Source organism: Acinetobacter dispersus, assembly GCF_009884975.1.
Taxonomy (GTDB): Bacteria; Pseudomonadota; Gammaproteobacteria; order Pseudomonadales; family Moraxellaceae; genus Acinetobacter; species Acinetobacter dispersus.
On the sequence record NZ_CP041970.1, the window covers coordinates 2,570,797 to 2,594,806 of the forward strand.

24 protein-coding genes and 1 pseudogene are annotated in these 24,010 nt (G+C 41.6%); 11 read left to right on the top strand and 14 right to left on the bottom strand.

Annotation, left to right across the window (positions count from 1 at the left end; genetic code table 11):
* Nucleotides 1-699, bottom strand: a complete 699-nt coding sequence (locus FPL17_RS11750) for a TetR/AcrR family transcriptional regulator (protein WP_004655980.1) — start codon at nt 697-699, stop codon at nt 1-3.
* Between the two features lie 121 nt (nt 700-820).
* Between FPL17_RS11750 and FPL17_RS11755 the strand changes: the two genes are divergently transcribed.
* From FPL17_RS11755 to FPL17_RS11770, 4 genes are all read left to right on the top strand, one after another.
* Nucleotides 821-2,275 (top strand): coniferyl aldehyde dehydrogenase, encoded by a 1,455-nt coding sequence (locus FPL17_RS11755; RefSeq protein ID WP_016164977.1) that lies wholly within the window; start codon nt 821-823, stop codon nt 2,273-2,275.
* A 200-nt stretch (nt 2,276-2,475) separates the two neighbouring features.
* On the top strand, nt 2,476-2,712 hold the full coding sequence (gene rpmB / locus FPL17_RS11760) for a 50S ribosomal protein L28 (RefSeq protein WP_004649871.1): 237 nt from the start codon (nt 2,476-2,478) through the stop codon (nt 2,710-2,712).
* A 12-nt stretch (nt 2,713-2,724) separates the two neighbouring features.
* Nucleotides 2,725-2,880, top strand: a complete 156-nt coding sequence (gene rpmG / locus FPL17_RS11765) for a 50S ribosomal protein L33 (protein WP_003654787.1) — start codon at nt 2,725-2,727, stop codon at nt 2,878-2,880.
* A gap of 224 nt (nt 2,881-3,104) precedes the next feature.
* Nucleotides 3,105-4,820 (top strand): cation:proton antiporter, encoded by a 1,716-nt coding sequence (locus FPL17_RS11770; protein ID WP_005192246.1) that lies wholly within the window; start codon nt 3,105-3,107, stop codon nt 4,818-4,820.
* Nucleotides 4,821-4,874: 54 nt separating this feature from the next.
* Here the strand turns inward: FPL17_RS11770 and FPL17_RS11775 are convergent, their stop codons facing one another.
* Nucleotides 4,875-5,153, bottom strand: a complete 279-nt coding sequence (locus FPL17_RS11775) for a hypothetical protein (protein WP_004802556.1) — start codon at nt 5,151-5,153, stop codon at nt 4,875-4,877.
* Between the two features lie 103 nt (nt 5,154-5,256).
* Nucleotides 5,257-5,760 (bottom strand): DUF6586 family protein, encoded by a 504-nt coding sequence (locus tag FPL17_RS11780; RefSeq protein WP_005192240.1) that lies wholly within the window; start codon nt 5,758-5,760, stop codon nt 5,257-5,259.
* Nucleotides 5,761-5,950: 190 nt separating this feature from the next.
* On the opposite strand from FPL17_RS11780, the gene FPL17_RS11785 reads away from it, so the two are divergent.
* Nucleotides 5,951-6,295: an EF-hand domain-containing protein gene (locus FPL17_RS11785; RefSeq protein WP_159885217.1), complete on the top strand. Its 345-nt coding sequence runs from the start codon at nt 5,951-5,953 to the stop codon at nt 6,293-6,295.
* 12 nt (nt 6,296-6,307) lie between these two features.
* Here FPL17_RS11785 and FPL17_RS11790 read toward each other — a convergent pair.
* The 8 genes and pseudogenes from FPL17_RS11790 to FPL17_RS11825 all read right to left on the bottom strand — a co-directional run bounded on the left by FPL17_RS11790 (nt 6,308) and on the right by FPL17_RS11825 (nt 14,341).
* Nucleotides 6,308-6,670, bottom strand: a pseudogene (locus tag FPL17_RS11790) (ASCH domain-containing protein).
* A 6-nt stretch (nt 6,671-6,676) separates the two neighbouring features.
* The gene (locus FPL17_RS11795; protein WP_004802550.1) at nt 6,677-6,922 is read right to left on the bottom strand and encodes an RNA recognition motif domain-containing protein; all 246 of its coding nucleotides are present in this window, start codon (nt 6,920-6,922) and stop codon (nt 6,677-6,679) included.
* Nucleotides 6,923-6,986: 64 nt separating this feature from the next.
* Nucleotides 6,987-8,966, bottom strand: a complete 1,980-nt coding sequence (locus tag FPL17_RS11800) for an ATP-dependent helicase (protein WP_159885219.1) — start codon at nt 8,964-8,966, stop codon at nt 6,987-6,989.
* A gap of 118 nt (nt 8,967-9,084) precedes the next feature.
* Complete coding sequence (locus FPL17_RS11805) at nt 9,085-9,657, bottom strand: HdeD family acid-resistance protein (RefSeq protein ID WP_005155139.1); 573 nt, start codon at nt 9,655-9,657, stop codon at nt 9,085-9,087.
* A gap of 190 nt (nt 9,658-9,847) precedes the next feature.
* The gene (locus FPL17_RS11810; RefSeq protein WP_159885221.1) at nt 9,848-10,606 is read right to left on the bottom strand and encodes a hypothetical protein; all 759 of its coding nucleotides are present in this window, start codon (nt 10,604-10,606) and stop codon (nt 9,848-9,850) included.
* 90 nt (nt 10,607-10,696) lie between these two features.
* Nucleotides 10,697-13,336, bottom strand: coding sequence for a type I DNA topoisomerase (gene topA / locus FPL17_RS11815; RefSeq protein ID WP_016164983.1), 2,640 nt, complete (start codon nt 13,334-13,336; stop codon nt 10,697-10,699).
* Nucleotides 13,337-13,369: 33 nt separating this feature from the next.
* Nucleotides 13,370-13,819: a hypothetical protein gene (locus FPL17_RS11820; protein WP_005192222.1), complete on the bottom strand. Its 450-nt coding sequence runs from the start codon at nt 13,817-13,819 to the stop codon at nt 13,370-13,372.
* A gap of 159 nt (nt 13,820-13,978) precedes the next feature.
* Complete coding sequence (locus FPL17_RS11825; protein ID WP_005192219.1) at nt 13,979-14,341, bottom strand: winged helix-turn-helix transcriptional regulator; 363 nt, start codon at nt 14,339-14,341, stop codon at nt 13,979-13,981.
* A gap of 99 nt (nt 14,342-14,440) precedes the next feature.
* Here FPL17_RS11825 and FPL17_RS11830 point away from each other — a divergent pair, with 99 nt between their 5' ends.
* The gene (locus FPL17_RS11830) at nt 14,441-15,451 is read left to right on the top strand and encodes a zinc-binding alcohol dehydrogenase family protein (RefSeq protein ID WP_159885223.1); all 1,011 of its coding nucleotides are present in this window, start codon (nt 14,441-14,443) and stop codon (nt 15,449-15,451) included.
* Nucleotides 15,452-15,509: 58 nt separating this feature from the next.
* Here the strand turns inward: FPL17_RS11830 and FPL17_RS11835 are convergent, their stop codons facing one another.
* Complete coding sequence (locus FPL17_RS11835; RefSeq protein WP_159885225.1) at nt 15,510-15,755, bottom strand: SlyX family protein; 246 nt, start codon at nt 15,753-15,755, stop codon at nt 15,510-15,512.
* A 32-nt stretch (nt 15,756-15,787) separates the two neighbouring features.
* Between FPL17_RS11835 and FPL17_RS11840 the strand changes: the two genes are divergently transcribed.
* Nucleotides 15,788-17,683, top strand: coding sequence for an ATP-binding cassette domain-containing protein (locus FPL17_RS11840; protein WP_159885227.1), 1,896 nt, complete (start codon nt 15,788-15,790; stop codon nt 17,681-17,683).
* 55 nt (nt 17,684-17,738) lie between these two features.
* Here FPL17_RS11840 and FPL17_RS11845 read toward each other — a convergent pair whose 3' ends face one another.
* Nucleotides 17,739-18,269 (bottom strand): O-acetyl-ADP-ribose deacetylase, encoded by a 531-nt coding sequence (locus FPL17_RS11845; RefSeq protein ID WP_159885229.1) that lies wholly within the window; start codon nt 18,267-18,269, stop codon nt 17,739-17,741.
* A 139-nt stretch (nt 18,270-18,408) separates the two neighbouring features.
* Here FPL17_RS11845 and FPL17_RS11850 point away from each other — a divergent pair, with 139 nt between their 5' ends.
* Entirely contained in the window at nt 18,409-19,344 is a 936-nt protein-coding gene (locus tag FPL17_RS11850) for an LpxL/LpxP family acyltransferase (protein WP_151715510.1), read from the top strand.
* A 58-nt stretch (nt 19,345-19,402) separates the two neighbouring features.
* Here FPL17_RS11850 and FPL17_RS11855 read toward each other — a convergent pair whose 3' ends face one another.
* Nucleotides 19,403-20,947 carry a PT dipeptide repeat lipoprotein gene (locus FPL17_RS11855; RefSeq protein ID WP_167515366.1) on the bottom strand — a complete coding sequence of 515 codons (1,545 nt, stop codon included), beginning with the start codon at nt 20,945-20,947 and terminating at the stop codon, nt 19,403-19,405.
* Between the two features lie 136 nt (nt 20,948-21,083).
* Here FPL17_RS11855 and FPL17_RS11865 point away from each other — a divergent pair, with 136 nt between their 5' ends.
* The 3 genes from FPL17_RS11865 to FPL17_RS11875 are packed head-to-tail and all read left to right on the top strand — an operon-like array spanning nt 21,084 to nt 23,955.
* Nucleotides 21,084-22,325, top strand: a complete 1,242-nt coding sequence (locus FPL17_RS11865; RefSeq protein WP_159885235.1) for a cupin-like domain-containing protein — start codon at nt 21,084-21,086, stop codon at nt 22,323-22,325.
* A gap of 35 nt (nt 22,326-22,360) precedes the next feature.
* Nucleotides 22,361-23,242 carry a DUF6502 family protein gene (locus FPL17_RS11870; protein WP_159885237.1) on the top strand — a complete coding sequence of 294 codons (882 nt, stop codon included), beginning with the start codon at nt 22,361-22,363 and terminating at the stop codon, nt 23,240-23,242.
* A gap of 2 nt (nt 23,243-23,244) precedes the next feature.
* On the top strand, nt 23,245-23,955 hold the full coding sequence (locus FPL17_RS11875) for a hypothetical protein (RefSeq protein WP_159885239.1): 711 nt from the start codon (nt 23,245-23,247) through the stop codon (nt 23,953-23,955).
* Nucleotides 23,956-24,010 lie beyond the last annotated feature (55 nt).

Genomic DNA, 24,010 nt, shown 5'->3' on the forward strand with positions numbered 1-24,010 from the left:
CTATTCATCATCATTTTTAAGATTAGACAAACTCGCGAACAAGTCCGATGGTCCAAGTGATTTCAGTAACTGTTCATAGGTTTGGCGACTTTCACCCATTAAATATGGGCCTTCTAAGAACACCATTTGTCGCAATGCTTGCCAAACCCACTTTTCTTCGAGGCGGTTATTATCGCTGATATGACCGGACATATATAAGAAGTTGGTCCAGTTAGTCAGCACAATCCATAAGTTGATGATCAAAGCTTCAATTTCTGAATCGGTCATCTTCATCAAACCTGCATCCACGAAGGCACGATAGATTTTTTGCCCCTGCTGCATCACCTGCCCGGCAAAACGCGGATAAATTTTTCTAAAGTCTTCATTATTTTCGACCAGATGATAGACATCACGATGGATAAAACGATAGGCCCACAACTGATTGCTAAGCACTTGAAAATAGCTAATTTTATCATTGGCATTCAATGGACGATCCGTTGGCAAGGCCAACATTTCCAAGGTTTCAGCCTGATATTGCTGTGCCAGTTCTTTAATAATTTCCTGCTTGTTACGGAAATGATAATACAAGTTGCCTGGGCTAATCCCGAGTTCAGCCGCGATGTGGTTGGTTGTGACCGAACGCTCTCCACGCTCATTAAACAACTGCAAACTGATTTGCAGAATTCGATCTTTTGTTTTATTCGGTTTAGCGTGCGACATTGATTTTAACCATCTATAACATAATCAATAGGTTATAAAACAAACCTATAAAGCGACTTGACACTTTAGAGTATTTACTCTAAAAATTAAAAAATAATAAGCTTTCTTTTGGTCCACTCCTATGAACAGTCAAACAAAAACAACCGCTATGACACCTCATGTTGATGTGAAACGGCTACATGATTTGCTTGAGCAGCAAAAAGCAGCTTACCAACGCCATCCTGTGCCAAGCGCCAAAGAACGTATTGAACGCTTAGCTCGACTTAAAAACATCTTGATAAAGTATCAAGATCAATTTGCTAACGCAATTAGTCAAGATTATGGCAACCGTGCCATTATGGAAACCAAAATTGGCGAAGTTCTGACTTGTTTAGAACATATCAAATACTATAGCAAGAACTTAACTGAATGGATGAAACCATCTAAACGCCATATCAGCATGTTACACCAACCAGCAAAAGGCTGGGTAGAATATCAACCATTGGGTGTAATCGGGGTGATTGCTCCATGGAACTACCCTTTATTACTTTCAGTCGGCCCATTGATCTGTGCTTTGGCTGCTGGTAACCATACCATGATCAAAATTTCGAGTGCTTCTTCAAATTTTGGTTATGTGCTTGAAAATGCCCTTTCTGAAGCATTCCCACAAGAGTTGGTTGCTGTCGTGAATGGTGGTGGCGTTATTTCAGATGCATTCAGTCATCTCGCTTTTGATAAAATGATCTTCACAGGCTCAACCTCTGTCGGTAAAACTGTGATGGCAGCGGCAGCAGAGAATCTTGTTCCAGTGATTTTAGAGCTTGGCGGAAAATCGCCTGCACTGGTCCATTCAGCGATGAATATTCGTGATGTAGCACAACGTATTGCCGTGGGTAAGCTATGGAATGCGGGTCAAACCTGTGTTGCGCCAGACTATATGTTCCTGCCTAAAGGCAAAACAGCAGAGTTCACCAAGCACTACAATGACTTTGTGACCACAATGTACCCAAGCTTGCGTGACAATAAAGATTACACCTCTATTGTGAATGACAAACAATATAATCGTTTACAAGGTTACTTAGAGGATGCTCGTGACCAAGGTGCAACAATTGTTGAACTAAATGCCAAGAATGAGTCTTTAACTGAAGTTCGTAAAATTGCACCGACCTTATTAACGGGCGTGACCACTGAAATGGAAATTATGAAGAATGAAATCTTTGGTCCAATTCTGCCTATTTTAGAATACGACCATATCGACGATGCACTTCAGTTCATTAATAGTCGTCCACGTCCACTGGCTTTCTATTACTTTGATATTGATACTGCACGTGCTGATTATGTCGCAGGACGTACTCATTCAGGACATTTTGGTATCAACCAAGTGCTTACCCACGTGGCGCAGGATGATCTGCCATTTGGCGGCATTGGTGCATCAGGTATGGGCAAATATCATGGTAAAGAAGGCTTCTTTAGCTTCTCACATGAACGCTCAATGATGTCTAACCCAGTGAGCCCTAAACTTTACAGTTTAAAATTCATCCTACCGCCTTATAATAAAGCAACGCATAAGCTGCTTTTAAAAACACTATTTCGTTAGAAAGGGGCTGTTGACATATCAACAAACCCTCACTTGGTTAAGGCATGAGCTATCACACTAGATCATGTCTTGTTTTTACCAAATTCGCTTGTCTTTTAATCGTATTTTTGGTATAAAACGCCCCTTGAATGATTTCATCCGTTTACTTGAATGGCTAGTTGCACGAAACGGTGCTGTATAAACTAGCAATGGAGTTCACCATGTCTAAGGTTTGCCAAGTTACCGGCAAGCGTCCAATCGTTGGTAACAACGTATCGCACGCAAACAACAAAACCAAACGCCGGTTCGAGCCGAACCTGCACCACCACCGTTTTTGGTTAGAAAGCGAAAAGCGTTTTGTACGTCTTCGTCTAACCACTAAAGGTATGCGTATTATTGATAAATTGGGTATTGAGAAAGTTGTTGCTGATCTCCGTGCTCAAGGTCAAAAGATTTAAGGAGTCTGAACAATGCGTGATAAGATTCGCCTCGTTTCTACAGCTGGTACAGGTTATTTCTATACCACTACTAAGAACAAACGTACTATGCCGGAAAAAATGGAAATCAAAAAATTTGATCCAAAAATCCGTCAACACGTAATTTTCAAAGAAGCTAAAATTAAATAATTTTAGTTCTTTAAAAAAACGACTTCATTTGAAGTCGTTTTTTTTGCCTAAAAAATGTATTTTGATTAAATGAAATGCATAAAAGACTTACATGATTTTTTTTGATAATTAAAAAAATTGTCATCAACAAATTCGATTTTACTTGTTACACTTTATTCGCTGTTTTCTTGGCATGTTTTATGCTCACTTATTTCTACCTTAACCGCAACGATTAAGGAGTCTCGATGCCACATGATGTTGATTTAATTATATTACTTGCTGTTGGTTTTGGTATGGCCCTTATTTTTGGCTATATCGCAGCACGTTTACGCCTCCCTCCTCTAATTGGCTATTTAGTTGCAGGCATTATTATTAGTCCAAATACGCCTGGCGTGGTTGGTGATATTCAACTTGCCAATCAGCTTGCCGAACTTGGGGTGATGTTTTTGATGTTCGGTGTGGGGATGCATTTCTCCCTCAAAGATTTACTGCAAGTTCGCCGTATTGCCTTACCTGGTGCAATTTTGCAGATCGCCGTGGCAACCTTGCTTGGTATTGCTGTCTCCATGTTTTGGGGGTGGAGTTTTGGTTCAGCACTGATCTTCGGTTTAAGCTTATCTTGTGCGAGTACTGTGGTATTACTCAAGGCTTTGGGAGATCGCGGCTTACTGGACTCAGTGAACGGAAAAATTGCCGTAGGTTGGCTCTTGGTTGAAGACCTTGTGATGGTCTTGGCCTTGGTACTTTTACCTGCAACAGCAGTATTACTCGGTGGACAAGCATTACCTGGGACAGATACCTCGCAAAGCATTTGGATGACCATCGGCATTACTCTACTTAAAGTCACAGGCTTTATTGCATTCATGCTGATTATTGGTAAACGTCTTGTGCCAATGATTATGCAGTTTGTCGCACGTTTAGGTTCTCGTGAACTGTTCACACTGACTGTTGTGGCTGCTGCAGTTTCGATTGCTTATGGCTCTTATGCCGTATTTGGCGTATCAATGGCACTTGGCGCATTCTTTGCGGGTATGGTGGTAAAAGAATCTGACTTTAGTCACCGCGCGGAAGAAGAAACTCTCCCCTTACGTGAAATCTTCTCGATTCTATTTTTCGTTTCTGTCGGCATGCTGTTTGATCCAAGTATTTTGGTTGAAGAGCCGTTACGTATTCTGGCTGTTGTTGCCATTATCATGGTGGGTAAGACCTTAGCTGCTATGGCTCTGGTGCTATTCTTCCGCTATCCAATTAATACCGCCTTAACGGTAGGTGCAAGTTTGGCGCAAATTGGTGAGTTCTCCTTCATCTTGGCGACACTTGGCTTATCCCTCGGTTTACTCACACCTGATGCACAAAATCTGATTCTTGCAGGGGCACTGTTCTCGATTACCCTCAACTCGTTTGTGTTCTCTGCGATTGAGCCTGTGCAACGCTGGATTCGTGAGCGCTCGCATTTGGCCCGTATGTTAGAACGTAGTGGTGACCCACTGGCAATGTTGCCAGATGAGGTAGATCAAGCTTATCTGCGTGATCAGGTGGTGATTATCGGTTATGGTGGCGTCGGCCGCCGTATTAGCGAAAATCTGATGCAACAAAATATCAAAGTCGTGATTGCAGAAGAAAATCGTGAAATTGTTGAAAAACTACGTAGCCAAGGCATTGCCGCGGTCAGTGGTGAAGCGACGGAACCCAATGTATTGATTCAGGCACATATTCAACATGCCCGTTTGCTAGTCATTTCACCGATGGATATTTTAGACATTCATCGTATCGTGGACATTTCAAAACAGCTAAATCCTGAAATTCAGGTCCTTATTTGCGCAGAGAGTAAAGAAGAAGCTGTGGTGATACGCGAAGAAAATATTGGTGAAGTGTTCTACGCCAAAGAAGAAATGGCAAAAAATATGAGCCATCATATTCTCAGTCAAATCGAACTGGCGCATCAATCCGAAGCTCACTAAATATGTTCAAAAATAAAAAAGCGTACTTAAAGTACGCTTTTTTATTTTTGGGGATTAACTCAAGTGTTGAGGTTGCTCATCGACGACTTCGGCTTGCCACTCATTCATCTGCTTTTCTAACAGACCAAACAAAGCCGCTTGAATCATGTGCTGTGCGACAGTTGCTGTTTGATCGCCAAGTATGGCTTTGACCTCATCACTAAACTGTATCTTAACTAAAGGCTCATTTTCAGAACCCGCATTGCGCAAAGCTAGCTCACCACCCTCGAGTTGGACCAACTCAAGAACTGCTTCTTGATTACCAAATAATTCTTTTAACTGTTGCATTGACATAAATTTTCTCCATGCTTCAACATGGTGGCAAAGTATTTTGCGCTCACGTCTTATTTATATAAGTACTGTTTGCATAGATTTCAAGTCGCTTTAAACATTCGACTTAGAACTCAACCATTTCATTACGGAAACCATCAATTAAATGACTCAATTCACGATGCCACTCACGTAAAATTTTGGCATCGGGCAACCAAGCCTGCGGGCTTTGAGTGACCTTGATGATCAGATTTGAGGACGTCTCATTTTCAGGTTCAGGTGCTGTTGGCTCAGGTGCATATTGACACATACGGTACGCACGCTTTAATTCTGCCACAAAACCATCTTTAGCCAATTGCTGCAAAACTAGAACCTCAGGTGAAACCTGCCCTTTATCTGCCATATGCTCTTCAATCGATTTAAAGGTCGGCTGTAAATCATTGAGACGGTAATAACGCACCAGTTCCTGCAAGAAAGCTAAAAGTGCACCATGCAAATGGAAAACCGCAGCTTCGCGATAAGCCTGTGCCTGCTGAATATGCTCAGTTTGCTCCGCTTGTTGACATGCAAGACGAGCAAAATACAGTTTTTGATTGGTACGATCTGCATGATAACGAGCAACACGGGACATAATATTTTCCTTCAAGATCCTTTCGCTTGGTTTAGGGACTATTGAGATTACACCTTACGAGCAATAACGCTGATTGCGCTGCGATCAAAGCAGTGCTTTACTCTTGCTCAGAGGTACAGCTGAAATATCAATAGACCCTACCTAAGATTAAATGCTTTAATGATAAAATCAATATCTTTTGAGCCTACCCATGCGTCATATTCAACAAGCCATACTGAGCTTAATATGCTGTATGGTCATGCCAACCACCTATAGCTGTGAGCCAGCAGGATTAGACTGGGAAAAGCTCTATGCAGATTATGATGTAAACCATGATCAAATGATCGATCAAAACGAATGGAAAAAACTGATCCATTTACGAGGCCAACCCGTTGCTTGGCAAAAACAGGTCCTCACAATTGATTCCAAAAGAATAAAAATCTTTAAAGCCTTAGATCTTAATCACAATGGTCTGATCGACCAGCAAGAAATGATTAATATCTATCAATATTTTTCGAACCCTTGTCAGGGCTGGGGTTCAACTTGGGGTAAATAACGGTAGGATAAGTTATCCAATGTCCAACTCAAGCAGATAGAGTTTTCGTTTGGCAATGATTTGAATCGGTGGATCAATCGGACGAATATTACCAAGAACCTAAGCAAAATATCCTTCAGCCCAATACGTCGCACAAGCTGCGTCAACTTCATCAGATCGCCATGGATGCACTGATTCAATATCCACCAATGCAACTGCAAAACCAACGTCTTTATCCCCATCACTCAAAAGAAAGTTTTGATTCTCTACAATTATCAAATCTTTCAATGGCAACATTTCAGGTTGCCATGAGCGAACTTCAAGAGTTTTTATTTTCTTCGCTATTCGCTCAGCATTTGGTGCAACAATTGATAAAGCAGTATATTGCTTTAACATTGATAATTAAGCTTTATCATCCGCAGCTTTGACACGAATACCTTGGCTTTTTACTTTCAAGGTATTTAAACCTTTAATTGCTTTAATCGCTTCACGTGGATTTGGCATTTCAACAAAACCAAAACCTTTCGATTTACCCGTTGCTTCGTCTTTGACCACGACACAAGACTCAACTTTTCCATATGCTTTGAATAAGTCGAGAATTTCCGCATCAGTCACATTACGGTCTAAATTACGAACTAAAATTTTCATGCTAAAACCTAAAAGATGATTCATTGTAGAATCAATGAATCAAAATAAATTGAATCTGCCTAGTTTAATCGAAATCAATCCCAAAACCTAAATTGATTGCAGTCGTGCGAGAACGATTGCTTTGACCATAGCCACGTGGAATATCTCGATGAATCTGAACATCAACTAAATGTTGAGGTAAATCATTGAGGAAGTAACTTTCTATTTTTCTTCCTAGCTCATCATATTGATCTTGTGACCATAAATTTAAATTCTGTTTGGTCAAAATCAATTCATCTTCTGCACGTGTTAAGGCCACATACAGCACACGACGCTCCTCCTCCACATCATCAAAATCGCCTTGTGCACGTGCATGAGGATATTGATTCGGAGAAACATGTGGGACATAACAGACTTTTTGTTCTGCGCCTTTGGCAGAATGGATTGTAATCAGCGTCACTAAATCTTGGTCAGGTGTTTTATCAATTTCTGAGATAGAAATTGGATCAAGTACATATTCCTCTAAGAACTCCCCAAGAGCACTGTGCTTACGTGCCAATTGCTTGACCAAATCAAAGTCTTTAACACGGCGTGACCAATCTTTAGTTTTATAATTATTTTCCAGCTGTTCATTTAGCGCATCCAGTGCGAGGCCAATACAAGCTTCAACATGCTGCTGCAATACATCCAGTTGCATCAAAATTAAAATCGCCTGTTGTGGTACTTTGCCATGCCGCTCTAAACGTTGGCAACGGGCTTCGATATCAGGTAGTTGAATCAGCTCTTGCGCCAACTTACTTGCACCCACATCGCCCACGCCATCCCAAAGCGTCAGGAAACGCATCCAGGCTAAATCATCCTGCGGGTTAACGCTGACCCGAAGTAAGCTCAATACGTCTTTAACATGTGCAGACTCAAGCAGTTTTACCCCACCAACAAAACGATAAGGGATATTGGCTGCAATCAAAGCACCTTCCAAATAACGCCCACTAAAACCTGAGCGCAGCAACACCATATGTTCTGCCCAAGCCGCACCTTGCATATGACGGCGACTCAAATCCTGAATAATCCAGTTGGCTTCTTCAAACTCATTGCTCAAGATATGCAGTTGTGGCTTTAACCCTTTGCCTCGATAGGCCTGTAGATGCTTATCATATTCAATTTGGCTCTGCTCCAGCAGCCAATTGGATAAATCTAAAATACCTTGGGTCGAACGATAATTCATTTCCAAAGTCAGCACGTCTGCATCAGGTACACGTTCTTTAAAATGATGAATATTTTCAAAATCTGCGCCACGAAAGCCATAAATGGATTGTGCATCATCCCCTACGCAAAATAGTTTCACCTTGCCAACTAAAGGCTGAAGCAAAGCCCATTGCAGTGGATTGGTATCCTGCATTTCATCAACCAATAAGGCAGAACAAAAACCAGTGACCCACTTCACTAACTCTGGTGAACTTTGCAAATGCACGGCAACAATAGATAGGATGTCATCATAATCCAGAAAATTACGTTCTTGCTTGCGTTGCTCATAGGCTTTCATCAATTCAGCAATTTGAGCTTTATACTCAACCGCTTGGGGTAGCTGCTCAACCAATGCATCTGACAATTTGGTTTTGGTATTCCGTGCATAAGAATACAGATCGCACAACTCCGCAGCTTTCGGCAACACATTGCCCTTATCTTTACCACGCAATAAGCGAAACATCAGCAACTGATCATCTCGATCAATAATACTGAATTGGCTCAGCCCAAAAGCACGTGGATTACGGCGCAATAGATACATACAAAATGTATGAAAGGTTGATGCACGTAAACCTTTGGCCTGTACGCCCATATGCTGTTCAACACGTGTCACGATTTCACTTGCTGAACGTCGGGTAAAGGTCAGAATCTGAATTTGTTGTGCAGCTAAACCCTGATCAATTAAGTATGCTGCTCTTGCCACGATGGTTTTGGTTTTACCACAACCAGCTCCTGCCAAGACTAGACAATTTTGTGCTGTCGTTGTGGCTGCTTGTTTTTGTTGTGGGTTCAGTTCATCAATTAGCTTGGCAAGCGTCATACAATTGGTCAGTTAGAAATGAACTGCTATTTTAACAGACTAAAGCAGTCGAGATGTTTTCTGCTACAAAAACAAAAAGAGCATGTGTATTACATGCTCTTAGTTTTAACTTGATCGCTTAAACTGTGGTTGAGCTATGTGGTAACTGTTTAATTGCACCAGCAAAAGTTAAGTAATTAATCCCTTGGAACAAAATATCAATCGCAAGGAACATCCCTAAGACCCAGAATGGTGAATCAGGTGATGAAAGAATGAGAATACCTGTAAGCAAGGTTAATATGCCAGAAAAGAGTACCCACCCCCAGCCTGAAATTGGTCGTAGAATAAAGGCATTTACGCTACGAATAATCCCCGCAATAATTAATGCAATCGCCAAGAAACTGGTGAGCACCACCGCGGTAATCACAGGTGTAGTAAACGCAAAGTAACCCGCTGCCAAATACAGCACACCAAACAAGGCCCACAACCAACGTGTACCCCCTTTAAACACCATAAATGCGGCAACAAAATGCAAGATACCACCCAACATCATCAACACACCGAACAACAACACGGCAGATAATGTTGCAAATGGTAAAGCTGCTAAAAGAACAAGACCAAAAATAACCAATAACACGCCCAATAACAGATACCATTTACGATCAGCGTGTAGCTGATTGCGAATCAGATCGTTACCCACTGTTTTCATCATTATTTACTCTTTTATCATCAATGTTATATCTACATTTTGAGCGAATTTTCCGCTCAGTTCTGTATAAGGCATGTTGATAATTAATGATTTAATGTCAGGAAAACTCATATTTTATTCTGTCATTCTCTATCTAGGCCATGATTCTAATCACCAACGCCCATCTCTGGATAAGTCGAAACTTATCCACAATTTATTTGATCCAGCCTATTTCTTGGGCAGTAAGTACACTTATTACCGTCTGCTCTAAATCGTTTGGCATTTTACTTTTGTGTTCCGATAGAGGAATACGTCCTCCCATAATTTCAGCTTCAGTTTGTGGATAGAGCGGCTGTTTATCTGCCTGTGCATAGCCAATCGGGAAAATAGGTTCACCATTGGCTAAGTTATATTTATCGGTCGCGCCAAAACCATGCAATAGCTCATGTACCAATACCACATTGTTCTGTTCTGTCTGTTTGGCTGAGGCAAATAAATTGACTGAACCAATGCGTCCACGCTCCAATGCAGTCGAGTGTTTTAACTCACGTGTTTGCTTTGGGTCATAGAAATTCAAATATAGAGTTAAACTCGGTGAACCATCTGAAGACTGATGCTGCTTCCATGCATAAAAGCGAAACTTGAGACTCCATAGAATATTATTCAGAATACTCGGCTGCTCAGACATCTTCGGTGGTGCTTGTTGCAATTCCCGCCCAATCTGGATCATAAAGTAGCTGCTTTGTCCTCGATATTGCTGGCTATTTTTTTCCAGATACTGTTTTACCTCAGTAAAATCATCTTGCTGCAATTGTTGAATATACTGCTCTGTTGTAGGCAAAGCATCGGCATTAATCGGATGCAACAGTACATTAATCGGCTGATTCCAATCCTGATTTTGATCACGATAAGCATTGATCGCAACGATTAACAACACGAGCAATAAACATGCAACTCGGATATTTTTCCACATGAACTTCTCCCCCAACCAAAAGTCATTATTGTTTTTCTTTATGCTATAAAAAATGCCAGCAATCGCCAGCATTTTTTTAAACTTTAATGTTTAAGCTTCTACCCATTTCCCATCTTGGAAAACTAGACTCCACTTGGTTTGCTTGCCTTCAGCGGTCTCAGAACCCACATACTGTGCTTGGTTCTTACGGCTGAATTTCACTACCGTTGGATTACCTTCAGGATCGACATCCGGAGCTTCTAACAAGAACTGGTATTTCGGATCAAGCTGCTCAGCAACACTGCGTAATTCAGCGACTTTTGGTGCGCGCGTTTCACGAATTTTCGGAAATTTGCTAGCTGCTAAGAACAGACCTGCTGCACCATCACGTAACACGAAGAAATCATCATGCTTGGCTGAACGTAAGTGTTCCATTTTGATTGGATCAACACGCGGCGGCGCTGGTTGACCGCTCTTTAATACTTTACGGGTATTGTCACAACTTGAGCAGGCAAAGTAAGGGCCAAAACGACCTGTCTTTAACTGCATTTCACCATCACATTTATCACATGGAATGGTTGGACCGTCATAGCCCTTAATCTTGAATTCGCCTTCTTCGACTTCGTAACCATCACAATCTGGGTTATTACCACAAACATGCAATTTACGACCACCATCGACTACATAACTGTCCATTGCTGTACCGCATTTAGGACAACGGTGTTTCGACATCAAATCAGCTGTTTCAGCACCATCATCATCCGACAATGCCGCCAAAGACTCAACTGGTGTTAAGTTGAGTGTGCCTTTACAACGCTCTTTCGGTGGTAGGTTATAACCTGAACACCCCAAGAATACACCTGTTGTTCCTGTACGAACTTGCATTGGACGCGAACATTCAGGACAAGAGACATCGGCAACTTCGACTGGCTGATTACGGCGCATGCCGCTTTCACCCTGCGCATTGGTCAAACGTTTCTTGAAATCACCATAGAAGGTATCCAGTAACTCTTTCCAATTACGCTCACCCATTGCAACACGGTCTAATTGACCTTCTAAATCAGCAGTAAAGGCATAATTCATCAGGTTATTAAAACTTTCATCCAAACGGTCTGTAACGATCTCACCCATCTTCTCTGCAAAGAGACGACGGTTTTCCAGTTTTACATAACCACGTTCTTGAATAGTTGAAATAATCGCAGCATAAGTCGATGGACGACCAATCCCTTTCTTCTCTAATTCTTTCACCAAAGACGCTTCAGTAAAGCGTGCAGGTGGCTTGGTAAAATGCTGACTCGGATCAAGTTTTTCCAACTTAAGTACTTCGCCAACTTTCACCGCAGGCAATAAAATATCATCATCAGATTTATTGGCACCACGAACACGGGTAAAACCATCAAATACCAGCGTACGGCCTTTCGCCTTTAACTCAACATTTGACGCTTCAACAGTCAACGTTGAAGATAAATATTCTGCTGGTGTCATTTGACAGGCAACAAATTGACGCCAAATCAAATCATATAAACGCTGTGCATCACGCTCTACACCCGCCAGTTTATCGCCAGTCAAACCAACATCTGAAGGACGGATTGCTTCGTGGGCTTCTTGCGCACCCGCTTTATTGCCATAGCGATTTGGCTTGGCAGGGACATATTTTTCACCAAAATTTTGTTGAATATGGTTACGCACCATATTCACAGCGTCATCACTCAAAAAGGTTGAGTCGGTACGCATATAGGTAATAAAACCACCTTCATACAAACGCTGTGCCAGCATCATGGTTTTCTTTACAGAGAAACCTAGACGCGTACTCGCTGCTTGTTGTAAGGTTGAAGTGATATACGGTGCACTCGGATTAACTTTGGTCGGCTTATCTTCACGCAATGCAACTTTATATTCAGCATCTTTTAATACACTGAGTAAGGCATCAGTTTCGGCTTTATTTTTGAGTTTAAGTGTTTTACCTGCTTGCTTAACCGCTTCTAAGCGTATGTCTTCTTTCTTAGAAATGGTATCTGCAAAAACTTGCCAGTATTCTTCCGGAATAAATGCACGGATTTCACGTTCACGTTCAACCACCAGTTTCACAGCAACGGACTGCACGCGTCCTGCCGATAAACCACGGGCAATCTTTTCCCATAGTAATGGCGACACCATAAAGCCCACCACACGGTCGAGGAAACGACGCGCTTGTTGAGCATTAACGCGGTTTAAATCAAGTCGTGTTGGCTGTTTAAATGCTTCTTGAATGGCATTCTTGGTAATTTCGTTAAAGACCACACGATGGTAGCGACTATCATCCCCACCTATCACTTCTCTTAAATGCCAAGCAATTGCTTCCCCTTCTCTATCCAAATCCGTTGCGAGATAGATTGCATCTGCATCTTTGGCGAGTTTTTTTAGTTCGGCAACCACATGTTCTTTGCCTGGGAGCACTTCATAGTGTGCAATCCAATCATGCTCTGGATCGACCCCCATACGATTGATCAGTGCAGACTGTGCTTTTTCGGCTTTCTGTTGATCCGTTAATTTAGCACGGGTTGCGGGCTTCTTTTCAGTGGATTTCGCCCCGCCTCCTGTCGGTAAATCACGCACATGACCGACAGATGACTTCACCACATATTGTGAACCCAAATATTTATTAATTGTTTTCGCTTTTGCAGGCGACTCCACAATCACTAAGGCACGTTTCTTTGCAGCAGATGCGGAAGCTGCTGTGCTTTCTGAAGCAGAGCGTGGAGTATTCGCCATAATAAATCGTTTTTCCTATGATCAATCAGAGAGTTAGCGCTGTGCTAAATCATGTAAATAAGTTTTTATCTGTTCAAGCTGTGTGGCTCTTAGGTCAGTTTCTTCATCCCAATACAGTCCGACACAGTTTGCCTGCATATCAATAGCATAAACTCCTTTTAATGCAATGGTTAAATCATTAAATTTCTGATCCCCTTGCACAACCTGAAGCTTGCCATCCACCACCCGCGCGCGCATTAACGCCAAACGAGCATCTGGAATCAACACACTGTAATAAGCCACCATACTGGCACGTTTTTCCGATGCCATTGGAATCTTGGTCCATTCTGGCGCAACGATTAAACGCGGATGCAATCCCATTTTGCGCGCCTGATCACGCATCATACCCAATGCCTTTTCTCGTGGACTGACACGCAAGCCAAAAATCGAGCCAAGTACAAACAGTACAATCGCAACCGTGATCCAAATTCCAATATTACTCATAAAGTAGTCCAAAACTTTCTTTTATTAGCGTTACATAAGTTGAATCCAAAAGGCAAGTTACAACGTAAAAAATAATCTTGTATCCAACAGCACCCTTTAAAGCATCTATTTTCAGACTATCGAACACCTAAAATGCCAAATGCTTTTAACGCGCTTACTTTATTCGATCAAGGTTAATTTTCCGAATTGATCAAGATGTGCATCGCCCCAATTCTTTAATGCAACAATAATCTGTTCCAGACTACGACCTAAATCAGTTAAACAATATTCAACTTTTGGAGGAACCTGAGGATAGACCTCTCGATGCAAAATGCCATCTTGTTCTAATTCGCGTAGCTGATTGGTGAGCATTCTCTGGGTAATACTCGGTACACGCTTACGGATTTCATTAAATCGTAAGGTACCTTCATTAAATAAATGCCAGAGAATGACACATTTCCATTTTCCATCAATCAAACTGATCGCGGCTTCGACGGAACAGCCTGGAGAACAATCAAAACTCGAATGTCGCATTTTTGCCATTTTACAGTATCCTTTTTGACACTATGAGCGTTATTTGTCTGTAGTCACTAAAATTAAGCTTAAGTTATGCTGAGATTCCAATCAAGTGGAAGCAAAACCATGAAAGCTGTGGCATATCAAAAGGCAGGTGCAATTCGTTTAGACAATGCGCTTGTAGACATTGAGATCGACTCACCTATTGCACATGGACATGATTTACTCGTTCGTGTGCAAGCTGTTTCGGTCAATCCAGTCGATACCAAAATTCGGAACAATAAAAGTGCAGAAGATCAGCAATGGAAAATTCTGGGCTGGGATGCAGTGGGTGTCGTTGAGGCGATTGGCAAACACGTCACTCAATTCAAAATTGGTGACCACGTCTGGTATGCAGGTGCACTCAACCGACAAGGCAGTAATAGTGAATTACAATTGGTTGACGAGCGTATTGTCGGACATAAACCTAAGTCACTCGATGCTAGCGAAGCAGCAGCACTACCTTTAACCGCCATTACCGCATGGGAAATGCTGTTTGATCGATTACAAGTTCCTCGAGCTGCCGCTGAGCACACTTCGATCCTTGTCATTGGCGGTGCAGGTGGAGTGGGTTCAATCACCATTCAATTGCTCAAACAATTAACCAATCTAACCGTCATCAGTACCGCATCTCGACCAGAAACGTCTGAATGGGTAAAACAGTTGGGTGCTGATTATGTCCTAGACCATCACCAAGCTTTAGCTCCACAAATTCAGCAGCTCGGCTTAAATGCGCCTGTATATGTATTTTCAACCACGCAAACCGATCAGCATCTCGCTGATATTGCAGAACTGATCGCAGCACAAGGCCATTTCGGTTTAATTGATGACCCAGAGCAACTCGACATTAAGCCCTTTAAATCAAAGTCTGTTTCGGTTCACTGGGAGTTTATGTTCACACGCTCTATGTATCAGACCGAAGATATGATCCAACAGAGCCAACTTTTGAATCAAGTTGCAAGCTTAGTTGATGAAGGAAAGATTAAAACCACAGTGAGTCAGGTACTTTCGCCAATCAATGCAGAAAACCTAAAACGTGTACATCAACAAATCGAAAGTGGCACGACCAAAGGAAAAATTGTCCTGCATGGTTTTTAAATGCAATTATACAACCTAGATCTTGCAGTCATGCCACTCGGCATTGCTGCAAGATTTATTAATAATGCGGTGGTTTATCATTTATCGGATCAAAAGCTGCAATTCCTTCCGATAAATCTGAAGATTCAATCCGACGATATAAAAATTGCATTTGTTTTTTTAAATCAGCAATTTCCTGCGTTTGAATTGCAAGTTGCTGATTCAATTGTTCAACTAAATCATCTAAAAATGCAATTCGGACTTGCAAATCTTCAATGGGTGCGGAGAATGACGCGTGATTATCAAAATTTTGTGGTTTAGTCATTTCAGACCTCATCTGAACTTTTAGGAAACATTATGGCCTATATTACTTTAAGGGATGTCCATCTCGCATTTGGCGGACCTGCCTTACTCGACGGCGCGAACTTCAACCTAGAACGTGGCGAGCGAGTCTGTTTAATTGGTCGTAATGGAGAAGGTAAGTCTACTTTATTAAAACTGATTGAGGGAAGCTTGTTACCAGATAACGGTGAAGTTTCAATTCAAAATGGTTTAACTGTTTCAATGTTAGCCCAAGACGTTCCAATGGACTCAGGCAAAGTTGCGGACATCGTTGCCGATGGTGCAGGCGAAGCGTCTATTGTATTGAAAGAATATCACGAAGCCAGTGATGCCTGCGTATTAGGTGATATGGAAGCTTGCGACCGCATGGGCATGCTACAGCACAAACTGGATCAGTTGGATGGTTGGGCATTAGAAAATAAGGTCAACTCGATTCTCAGTAAAATGGGACTTGATCCTAACGCAGATCTAGCGGATTTATCGGGTGGTCGTAAACGTCGTGTGTTATTGGCACGTGCCCTACTCACTCAACCTGATGTATTGTTACTCGACGAACCAACCAACCATTTAGACGTCGAAAGTATCGAATGGTTAGAAAAGTTTTTATTGGATCAAAATAACCTGACCCTGCTGTTTATTTCGCATGACCGTTCATTTGTTGACAGCATTGCGACCCGTATTGTTGAGCTTGATCGTGGTATTTTGCGTAGCTACGAAGGTAACTATTCTCGCTATCTCGATCTCAAAGCACAACAAATGGAAGCAGAAGAAAAGCAGAATGCTTTATTTGATAAAAAGTTAGCTGAAGAAGAAGCTTGGATTCGTCAAGGCATTAAAGCACGTCGTACCCGTAACGAAGGTCGTGTCCGTGCGTTGCAAGACTTACGTGAACAATCTAAAGCACGTCGTTCACAACAAGGCAAAGTCAGTATGGCAACGCAAGAAGCCAATCGCTCTGGTAAGCTGGTATTTGAAATTGAACATCTCAGTGTCAGCTATGGCCAACAACCACTGATCAGAGATTTCTCTGCTATCGTGCTACGCGGTGATCGTATTGGTTTGGTCGGTGACAACGGTGTCGGTAAAACCACTTTGATTAAAGCGATTTTAGGTGAGATTGAGCACGGTGGTTCTGTGAAAACAGGCACACAACTCGAAGTTGCTTATTTTGACCAATTGCGTAATGCCTTAGATCTTGAAAAAACCGTCATGGCCAACGTTTCAGAAGGTTCTGATTTTGTTGATGTGAATGGTAACCGCCGTCATATTTATAGCTATTTACAAGACTTTTTATTCTCACCAGAACGTGCGCGTACCCCAGTTAAAGCCCTATCTGGAGGTGAGAGAAACCGTATCTTATTAGCAAAATTATTGCTCAAACCATCGAATTTAATCGTGATGGATGAGCCAACCAATGACTTAGATATGGTGACACTTGAGCTACTTGAGGAAATGTTGTCTGACTATAAAGGTACGTTGCTGTTGATCTCGCATGACCGTGCCTTTATGGACAATGTCGTGACTTCGACATGGGTATTCGATGGTAAAGGTAACATTGATGAATACATCGGTGGCTATCAAGACTATCTGGAACAGCGCCCAGATCAAAAGGTGGTTGATCAGAAAAGTGATGTAAAAAAAGCGCAAGCCAAAGCAGAAGCGGCTGCAGCACCTAAAAAGGTAAAACTCAGTTATAAAGACCAGCGTGAGCTTGAACAATTGCCTGCTGAGATTGAAAAACTGGAAACTGAACAAGCAGAATTATCAGAAAAATTAGCTGATGGGTCTTGGTTTGTTTCAGATGCCAATGCCGCAACTGCAGCCAGCCAACGCCTAGCAGAAATTGAAGAAGTATTGCTAGAAAAATTGGAACGCTGGGACATTTTAGAAAATATGTCTAAAGGCAACTAAGTTGATTGAGCATTTATCCTTTCGAGGGTAAATGCTCCTACCTCAGATACTCAATTCAGTTCAAATTAAAATCTTCTTTAAATTTCTGGTAAATATTAAAATTTTCATCATCAAAACAAATAAAAACAACCTGTTGTACACATATTCCCTTACTTAGTTGTTCAGCAATGGTCTTTAAGGCGATCTGTGCGGCTAGCTGTTTCGGAAAGCGATAAATCCCCGTTGAAATATTGGGAAATGCAAGACTTTGTAGTTTCATCTCTTCTGCTAATTTAAAACTATTGCGATAGGCACTTTCCAATAGTCTCTCTTCCTTATGCTGCCCATCTACCCAAGTCGGTCCAACCGTATGGATGACATATTTAGCAGGCAGATTTCCAGCCGTGGTCATGACCGCTTCGCCAACCGCACAACCACCTTGCTTGGCACGGATCTTTTGACAATCTGCCAAAATCGCTGCGCCACCACGACGATGAATCGCACCATCTACACCTCCACCACCTAATAGTGAAGTATTGGCTGCATTAACAATTGCATCTACCTCGATTTGGGTAATATCCCCTTTGATTATTCTGATACTTTTCAAAAGACTCCCCTTCTCAGTGTGTTATATAAGAGATCGTGAACGATAAAAACAGCTTTAGTTTTATTTTACATTTAAAGTTGCCAAACTCACTTCATGTTACACTGCTCTGAAATTCAACGTTATTCTCTTTACTAAGTTTATGAGTCAAAATCAGTCTTATATCCCTGGCGAATTTCAATGGAAATTTCTATTACCCAAATACTGGAAAATTTGGATCGCCATTCTCTTTCTTATGCTATTGGCGATTCTCCCGTGGGCTATTCAATGGCGCTTGGCACATGGTCTAGCCGCTTTATGTTGGCAATTGCTTAAATCACGCCGTAAAACCACACTTCGAAATTTAGAGTTGTGTTTTCCGGAATGGTCTCCCGCAGAAGTTGAAGCTCAAGCAAAACAAGTTTTCGTGGATATGATGCTTGGTGTATTTGAAACCCTCAATGCTTGGTACTGCCCCAAATGGTTTAAAGGCCGCCATAGTATTGAAGGCTTAGAACATATCACCGATGCAAAAGCACAAGGTAAAGGCGTATTATTACTCGGGACCCACAGTACCTTACTGGATGCAGGCGGTTATATCTGTTCTCAATATTTTGAACCCGATGTGGTGTATCGCCCACAAAACAATCCGCTGTTGGATATGCTGATTTATCGCTGTCGTGCCACCATTTATCAACATCAAATTGACCATGATGACATGCGAGGTTTGATTCGTCGCCTAAAAGACGGTGGTGCAATTTGGTATAGTCCAGATCAAGATTTTGGTTTAAAACAAGGTGTGATGGCTCCATTCTTTGGTGTTCCTGCTGCAACCGTCACTGCACATCGCCGTTTACTCAAAATTTCGAAAGCTGTCGCGATTCCATTATATTTCTACCGTTATGGCGATGTTCGCAATCCACAATATAAAGTGCTGATTGAACCAATTGTGGACAATATGCCAAGTGAAGATGAGGTAAGTGATGCGATCCGAGTGAATCAGATTATTGAAGCTCAACTTCGTATCGCACCTACGCAATGGATGTGGTTCCACCGTCGTTTTAAAACCCGTGCTGAAGGTTACGACAAAATTTATTAAGCTAAAAAAGCCGCCTCATGAATCAATGAAGCGGCTTTTTCTAAAGCAATAACCACAATTAATTCGGGAAAATTACCCCAGTACTTAAATCAAAATAAGTAGGGGTGTTGCTATACACCGAACCCAATTTAACATTAATGAACCAACCCAAGTTACCTTGATCTTGTAAACGGTTTTGAATTTCGCTCGGTAAATCCAATTTATAAATCGCATCTTCTTTAAAGACTTTTGATTCAATGCTGGCTGTGCTTTCACTATCGCGTTCAAATAAATAGCCTTGTTGTAACACACCAAATCCAATCGAATTATCTTTATCAATCAAATGATAACCTTCTGCAGCTTGCTGTTTTAGCAACGCATCTAGTTTGGTTGGATTATCCTCAAAGAATCCTGCTTCCGTTTTTGGCATGTCAAAATAACGATAGCTATAGGTCCCATTATGGGCGCTGCTATTTACACAAGTTGGGATGTAATACATATCATTCTTGGTACCATTGGTTGTGAAGTCTTCACCCGCAGAGATTAATTTACAGCCTTGTGCGCCGAGCTCATTAAATGCAGCAAGAATACTTGCTCTGGTTTTATTGGTTAAAAAGCGATTGTCATAAGTATAGGTTGCTGGTTTCTTATCATTTTTCACAAATAAATATTTATAGGTATTGCTTGGATCCTCTCTCAAGAACGACTTATAAATAAAGCCAGACTCACCTTGCTTTTTCATTTCAGCTAATTTGAGCACATATCTATTTGCAATCACATTGGTGGTGATATCAGCAATTTTATAGCTATAGGTATCGGTTGAAGCATTATTTTTTACATATAAGTTTTTAGGTTCAGGGAAATCACTATTGGCTTTTTTTACATCCAATGATGTACCCGCCAAGGCAAAACCTTGACTACCCTGCTCATTGGCTTGCGCCAAGAAATTGGCCCAAGACGCTTGATTATCGAGTAGACGATAACTTGCTGTTGCTTTACTCACAGTCGGTTTTAATAAGCTATAACCTTCGACATTGGTACGGGTATAACAAGTGACAACTTTAGATGGATCGACTGAATCCATATAAGTTTGAATATCTTTGATATTCGCTGTTTCACTCACTGCACACATGCCATCACCTTTAAAGGCATAAGCTGAAGCAATTCCATTTGGTCGATAGCGATCACTATATTTCACTCGATTTGCCGTGGTTGTACCGCTGGTTTCAGTCGCTGCAATCTCGCTAATCAGTGCATCATCCGATGAAACATCGTAATTTTTAATGACTGCACCAGTACAATCCTCTTTTTCAAATTGACGGGTTTCAATGGTAAAGCGAACGCTGTTTTCGGACGCTTTATGTACTGTTAAATTGGTTCGTGCTCCCTTATGGCAGAATCCACCCAACCATGAACCCACAAAACGATCAGCCACGACTGGAGTTGGTGTAGGAGTCGGGGTGGGTGTTGGAGTCGGGGTCGGTGTAGGCGTTGGAGTCGGGGTAGGTGTTGGAGTCGGGGTAGGTGTTGGGGTCGGTGTTGAATCTGAATCATTATCAGATCCACAGCCCACCAAGATTGCGCAAGTTACGCTAAGTGCTAGTTGAGTCCATATATTTTTCATTGCATCACCCTCTGTGTGATTTTTTCACATATTTGTGTATGTGAAAATTTAACACTTTTATGCTTGAGTGCAAATATGTTTATGCGTAAATTAATAACGAAAGGTCAAAATCATTTTTTATTGATGGTTGGAAGGTATGGATGCTCAAGAAAACTTAGCAAGACAATTCAATGCTTTACCGAAAGAATGGCAGGCATGGTTAGAGGAAAATTTAGAGCGCGGTTGTGCTCCCATTGATTTAGCCAATATTCTGTTGCGTGAAGGTTTAATTGACCTAAATAAAGATTTTTCTGCTCCGATATACGCTGAAGAGCAACACTACCGAGAACTTGAACAGGCAGCAGCCACAAAACAAACCCAACTCAGCAGTACATTTACACCAGAACAAAAAAAATGGTTGGCTCAGATGCTACTGGATGGTTTAAGCAAAGCTGAGATTTATCAGTCATTGATGAAGCAAGGATTGAATGAAAACGATATTGCATTCGAATGGGTACAGTTAAAGCAACATCCTTATTTTCAAATCGCCGAAGAGCAGCACTTCCTGCTCAAAAAACGTAATTGGCTGCTGCATACTTTAGATCGTTTTGCCCGTTTAAATCCTGAATATCAGCAGATTAAGCGAATTTCAAAACCTGATTTTGCAGATTTTATCCAACAGTATTACAGCCGAAATTTACCTGTAATTTTGACCGATGCCGTCCAACATTGGCCAGCTCTGCAAAAATGGTCACCGCAATATTTCAAACAAATCGTGGGTACCAAAGAAATTGAAGTGCAATTCAATCGTGAGCGAGATCCCTTATTCGAACGCAACTCAATCCAGCATAAGACCAAAATGCGAATGAATGATTTCGTCGATTTAATCGAACAGACTCAGCACTCCAATAATTTTTATATGACAGCGAACAATGCCAAAGCCTGCCAATCCAGTCTGGCTGCATTGTTTCAAGATATTGATCACTTTCATGGTTATACCGACCATACACAGGTGTATGAGCGTAGCTTCATCTGGTTTGGCCCTAAAGGTGCCTTTACCCCCTTACACCATGATTTGACCAATAACTTTTTAGTACAAATTTATGGACGGAAAAAAGTAACCCTGATCCCTGCGTTACAAACACCGCATCTCTATAATGATGTTGCGGTATTTAGTAAAATTGCGGATCCTCACTGTCCCAATGTACTTGAATCATTTCCAGACTTTGCTCAAAGCAGTAAACTCGAATGCATTCTCAATGAGGGTGAAGCCTTGTTTATCCCTCTCGGCTGGTGGCATTGTGTCGAGAGTTTAGATATTTCCATGAGTGTCTCTTTTACTCATTTTAATATCGACAATAGTGGGGCAGCGTCCTTCCCCATCCCAACTTACGCTTAAGTAATTTATATCGAATCCATTGTTAAGGTGATTGAATGGTAAAACCAACAGAACGAGTCACGATAAGCAGCGAACAATCTGGGCTTAATCTACAAGGCGTGATTCCACAAGATGCGGAAACAACATTGGAAAGTATCTTTCCAATGATGCAGCATATTGCACGTTGGCTGATTCATTCGGGTGTTGGCTATACAGATTTCGTTGCTGCACTTAAACCTATTTTTTATCAACAAGCATTAGTCGAATTAGAACGAATCCAACAGAATAAGACTGATTCAGCAGTAAGTTTGTTATCAGGACTACATCGTAAAGATGTCAGTGCGTTTAGATTACAGGCCAATCAAACGGTCACTGAAGCTCCCAATTTTGCCATTAGCGTTCCTGCACGTGTTATTGCGCGTTGGATTGCGCTTGATCTGCCCCATCAAATCCCTATTTCTGGTGAAGAAAATAGCTTTGAAGCGCTGGTAAAGCATATTTCAACAGAAAAACATCCACGTTCAATCTTGTTTGAATTACAGCGTTTAGGTGTTGTTGAACAAACTGGGCAAAATGTCATTCTGCAACAAAATAGCTTTACCCCAGATAACCAAATGCAAGAAAGTAAAGCCCTATTTTCAGCCAATCTCAGTGATCATTTGGCTGCTGGCGTAGATAACTTTATTAGTGAAAAACCCTTTACCCATCTCGAACAAGCCGTACATGCGGAGAAATTAACCGCCCAATCGGTTGAAGCACTTCGACAGTTAAGTATCGAACTTTGGCAAGACATGGCAAAACAACTCTTAAATGCCGCGATCCAACATTGTGAACAAGACCAAGAAAAAGATGATGCACATTATCAATTTCGATTTGGCGTTTACCAGTACGATAGTCAGATAAAACTACAAGTGCCTTATATTCTTAAGGATCAATAACAATGAGAAGCTTACTGTTACCCCTTGTTTCTCTAATCTCTGTGGTTAACTTGACCGCTTGTGGAGAAAACTTTTCTGTCGCCAATGTCAGTCTTGGTGGAAGTGGATCTGGCACTCAGAAGCCACTTCCTGGTGGTGACACAGGGGGAATTTCAAACCCATCTACTGGTGATAAGGATGAAGTCTATGAGTATGTGGTCACTGTTCCACAGGAAACACAAGACACCTGTATGGGCATACAACGCAACATGCGCTTGATCGATTGGGAAACCAAACAGGCTTTGCCAATCGGTCAAATTCAACAGATTAACATCACACCATTACAAATTGAGATTAAAAACACCACACCGAATTATGTGTATCAACTGGTTCCACTATGCAGCCCGATTGAGTTTCAGCTTGACCAAACCCCCATGGCCTTTGGACAATCGTTAAGATGTGGCGCCGAACAAGATGAACTGCAACTACTTCGCCCATATGAAACCCGTACCTACGAACTGAGCTTAAGCTTTGCAGCAACTGAACTTCCGTTCATCGTAAGTTATAACGCCTTTTATCAAACAGAATTACCAAAGGCTGATACGGTATGGAAAAAATGTGATGCCGCAAAAATGGTCATTCCTATTCATAAACGGCATGTTCCAAAAGTGATTGGAACAAAAGAGCCAATTGAAAGCGTCCCTGAAATCCCAAGTGGTGAAACAGCAGATTAAAATTTGACAGATATAAAAAAATTAAAACCCGAGTTCTGCATCCTGCAAAACTCGG

Coding starts and splice junctions, on each gene's coding strand:
- FPL17_RS11750 (WP_004655980.1), bottom strand. CDS start 699: ATGTCGCACGCTAAACCGAATAAAACAAAAGATCGAATTCTGCAAATC.
- FPL17_RS11755 (WP_016164977.1), top strand. CDS start 821: ATGAACAGTCAAACAAAAACAACCGCTATGACACCTCATGTTGATGTG.
- rpmB (WP_004649871.1), top strand. CDS start 2,476: ATGTCTAAGGTTTGCCAAGTTACCGGCAAGCGTCCAATCGTTGGTAAC.
- rpmG (WP_003654787.1), top strand. CDS start 2,725: ATGCGTGATAAGATTCGCCTCGTTTCTACAGCTGGTACAGGTTATTTC.
- FPL17_RS11770 (WP_005192246.1), top strand. CDS start 3,105: ATGCCACATGATGTTGATTTAATTATATTACTTGCTGTTGGTTTTGGT.
- FPL17_RS11775 (WP_004802556.1), bottom strand. CDS start 5,153: ATGTCAATGCAACAGTTAAAAGAATTATTTGGTAATCAAGAAGCAGTT.
- FPL17_RS11780 (WP_005192240.1), bottom strand. CDS start 5,760: ATGTCCCGTGTTGCTCGTTATCATGCAGATCGTACCAATCAAAAACTG.
- FPL17_RS11785 (WP_159885217.1), top strand. CDS start 5,951: ATGCGTCATATTCAACAAGCCATACTGAGCTTAATATGCTGTATGGTC.
- FPL17_RS11795 (WP_004802550.1), bottom strand. CDS start 6,922: ATGAAAATTTTAGTTCGTAATTTAGACCGTAATGTGACTGATGCGGAA.
- FPL17_RS11800 (WP_159885219.1), bottom strand. CDS start 8,966: ATGACGCTTGCCAAGCTAATTGATGAACTGAACCCACAACAAAAACAA.
- FPL17_RS11805 (WP_005155139.1), bottom strand. CDS start 9,657: ATGATGAAAACAGTGGGTAACGATCTGATTCGCAATCAGCTACACGCT.
- FPL17_RS11810 (WP_159885221.1), bottom strand. CDS start 10,606: ATGTGGAAAAATATCCGAGTTGCATGTTTATTGCTCGTGTTGTTAATC.
- topA (WP_016164983.1), bottom strand. CDS start 13,336: ATGGCGAATACTCCACGCTCTGCTTCAGAAAGCACAGCAGCTTCCGCA.
- FPL17_RS11820 (WP_005192222.1), bottom strand. CDS start 13,819: ATGAGTAATATTGGAATTTGGATCACGGTTGCGATTGTACTGTTTGTA.
- FPL17_RS11825 (WP_005192219.1), bottom strand. CDS start 14,341: ATGGCAAAAATGCGACATTCGAGTTTTGATTGTTCTCCAGGCTGTTCC.
- FPL17_RS11830 (WP_159885223.1), top strand. CDS start 14,441: ATGAAAGCTGTGGCATATCAAAAGGCAGGTGCAATTCGTTTAGACAAT.
- FPL17_RS11835 (WP_159885225.1), bottom strand. CDS start 15,755: ATGACTAAACCACAAAATTTTGATAATCACGCGTCATTCTCCGCACCC.
- FPL17_RS11840 (WP_159885227.1), top strand. CDS start 15,788: ATGGCCTATATTACTTTAAGGGATGTCCATCTCGCATTTGGCGGACCT.
- FPL17_RS11850 (WP_151715510.1), top strand. CDS start 18,409: ATGAGTCAAAATCAGTCTTATATCCCTGGCGAATTTCAATGGAAATTT.
- FPL17_RS11855 (WP_167515366.1), bottom strand. CDS start 20,947: ATGAAAAATATATGGACTCAACTAGCACTTAGCGTAACTTGCGCAATC.
- FPL17_RS11865 (WP_159885235.1), top strand. CDS start 21,084: ATGGATGCTCAAGAAAACTTAGCAAGACAATTCAATGCTTTACCGAAA.
- FPL17_RS11870 (WP_159885237.1), top strand. CDS start 22,361: ATGGTAAAACCAACAGAACGAGTCACGATAAGCAGCGAACAATCTGGG.
- FPL17_RS11875 (WP_159885239.1), top strand. CDS start 23,245: ATGAGAAGCTTACTGTTACCCCTTGTTTCTCTAATCTCTGTGGTTAAC.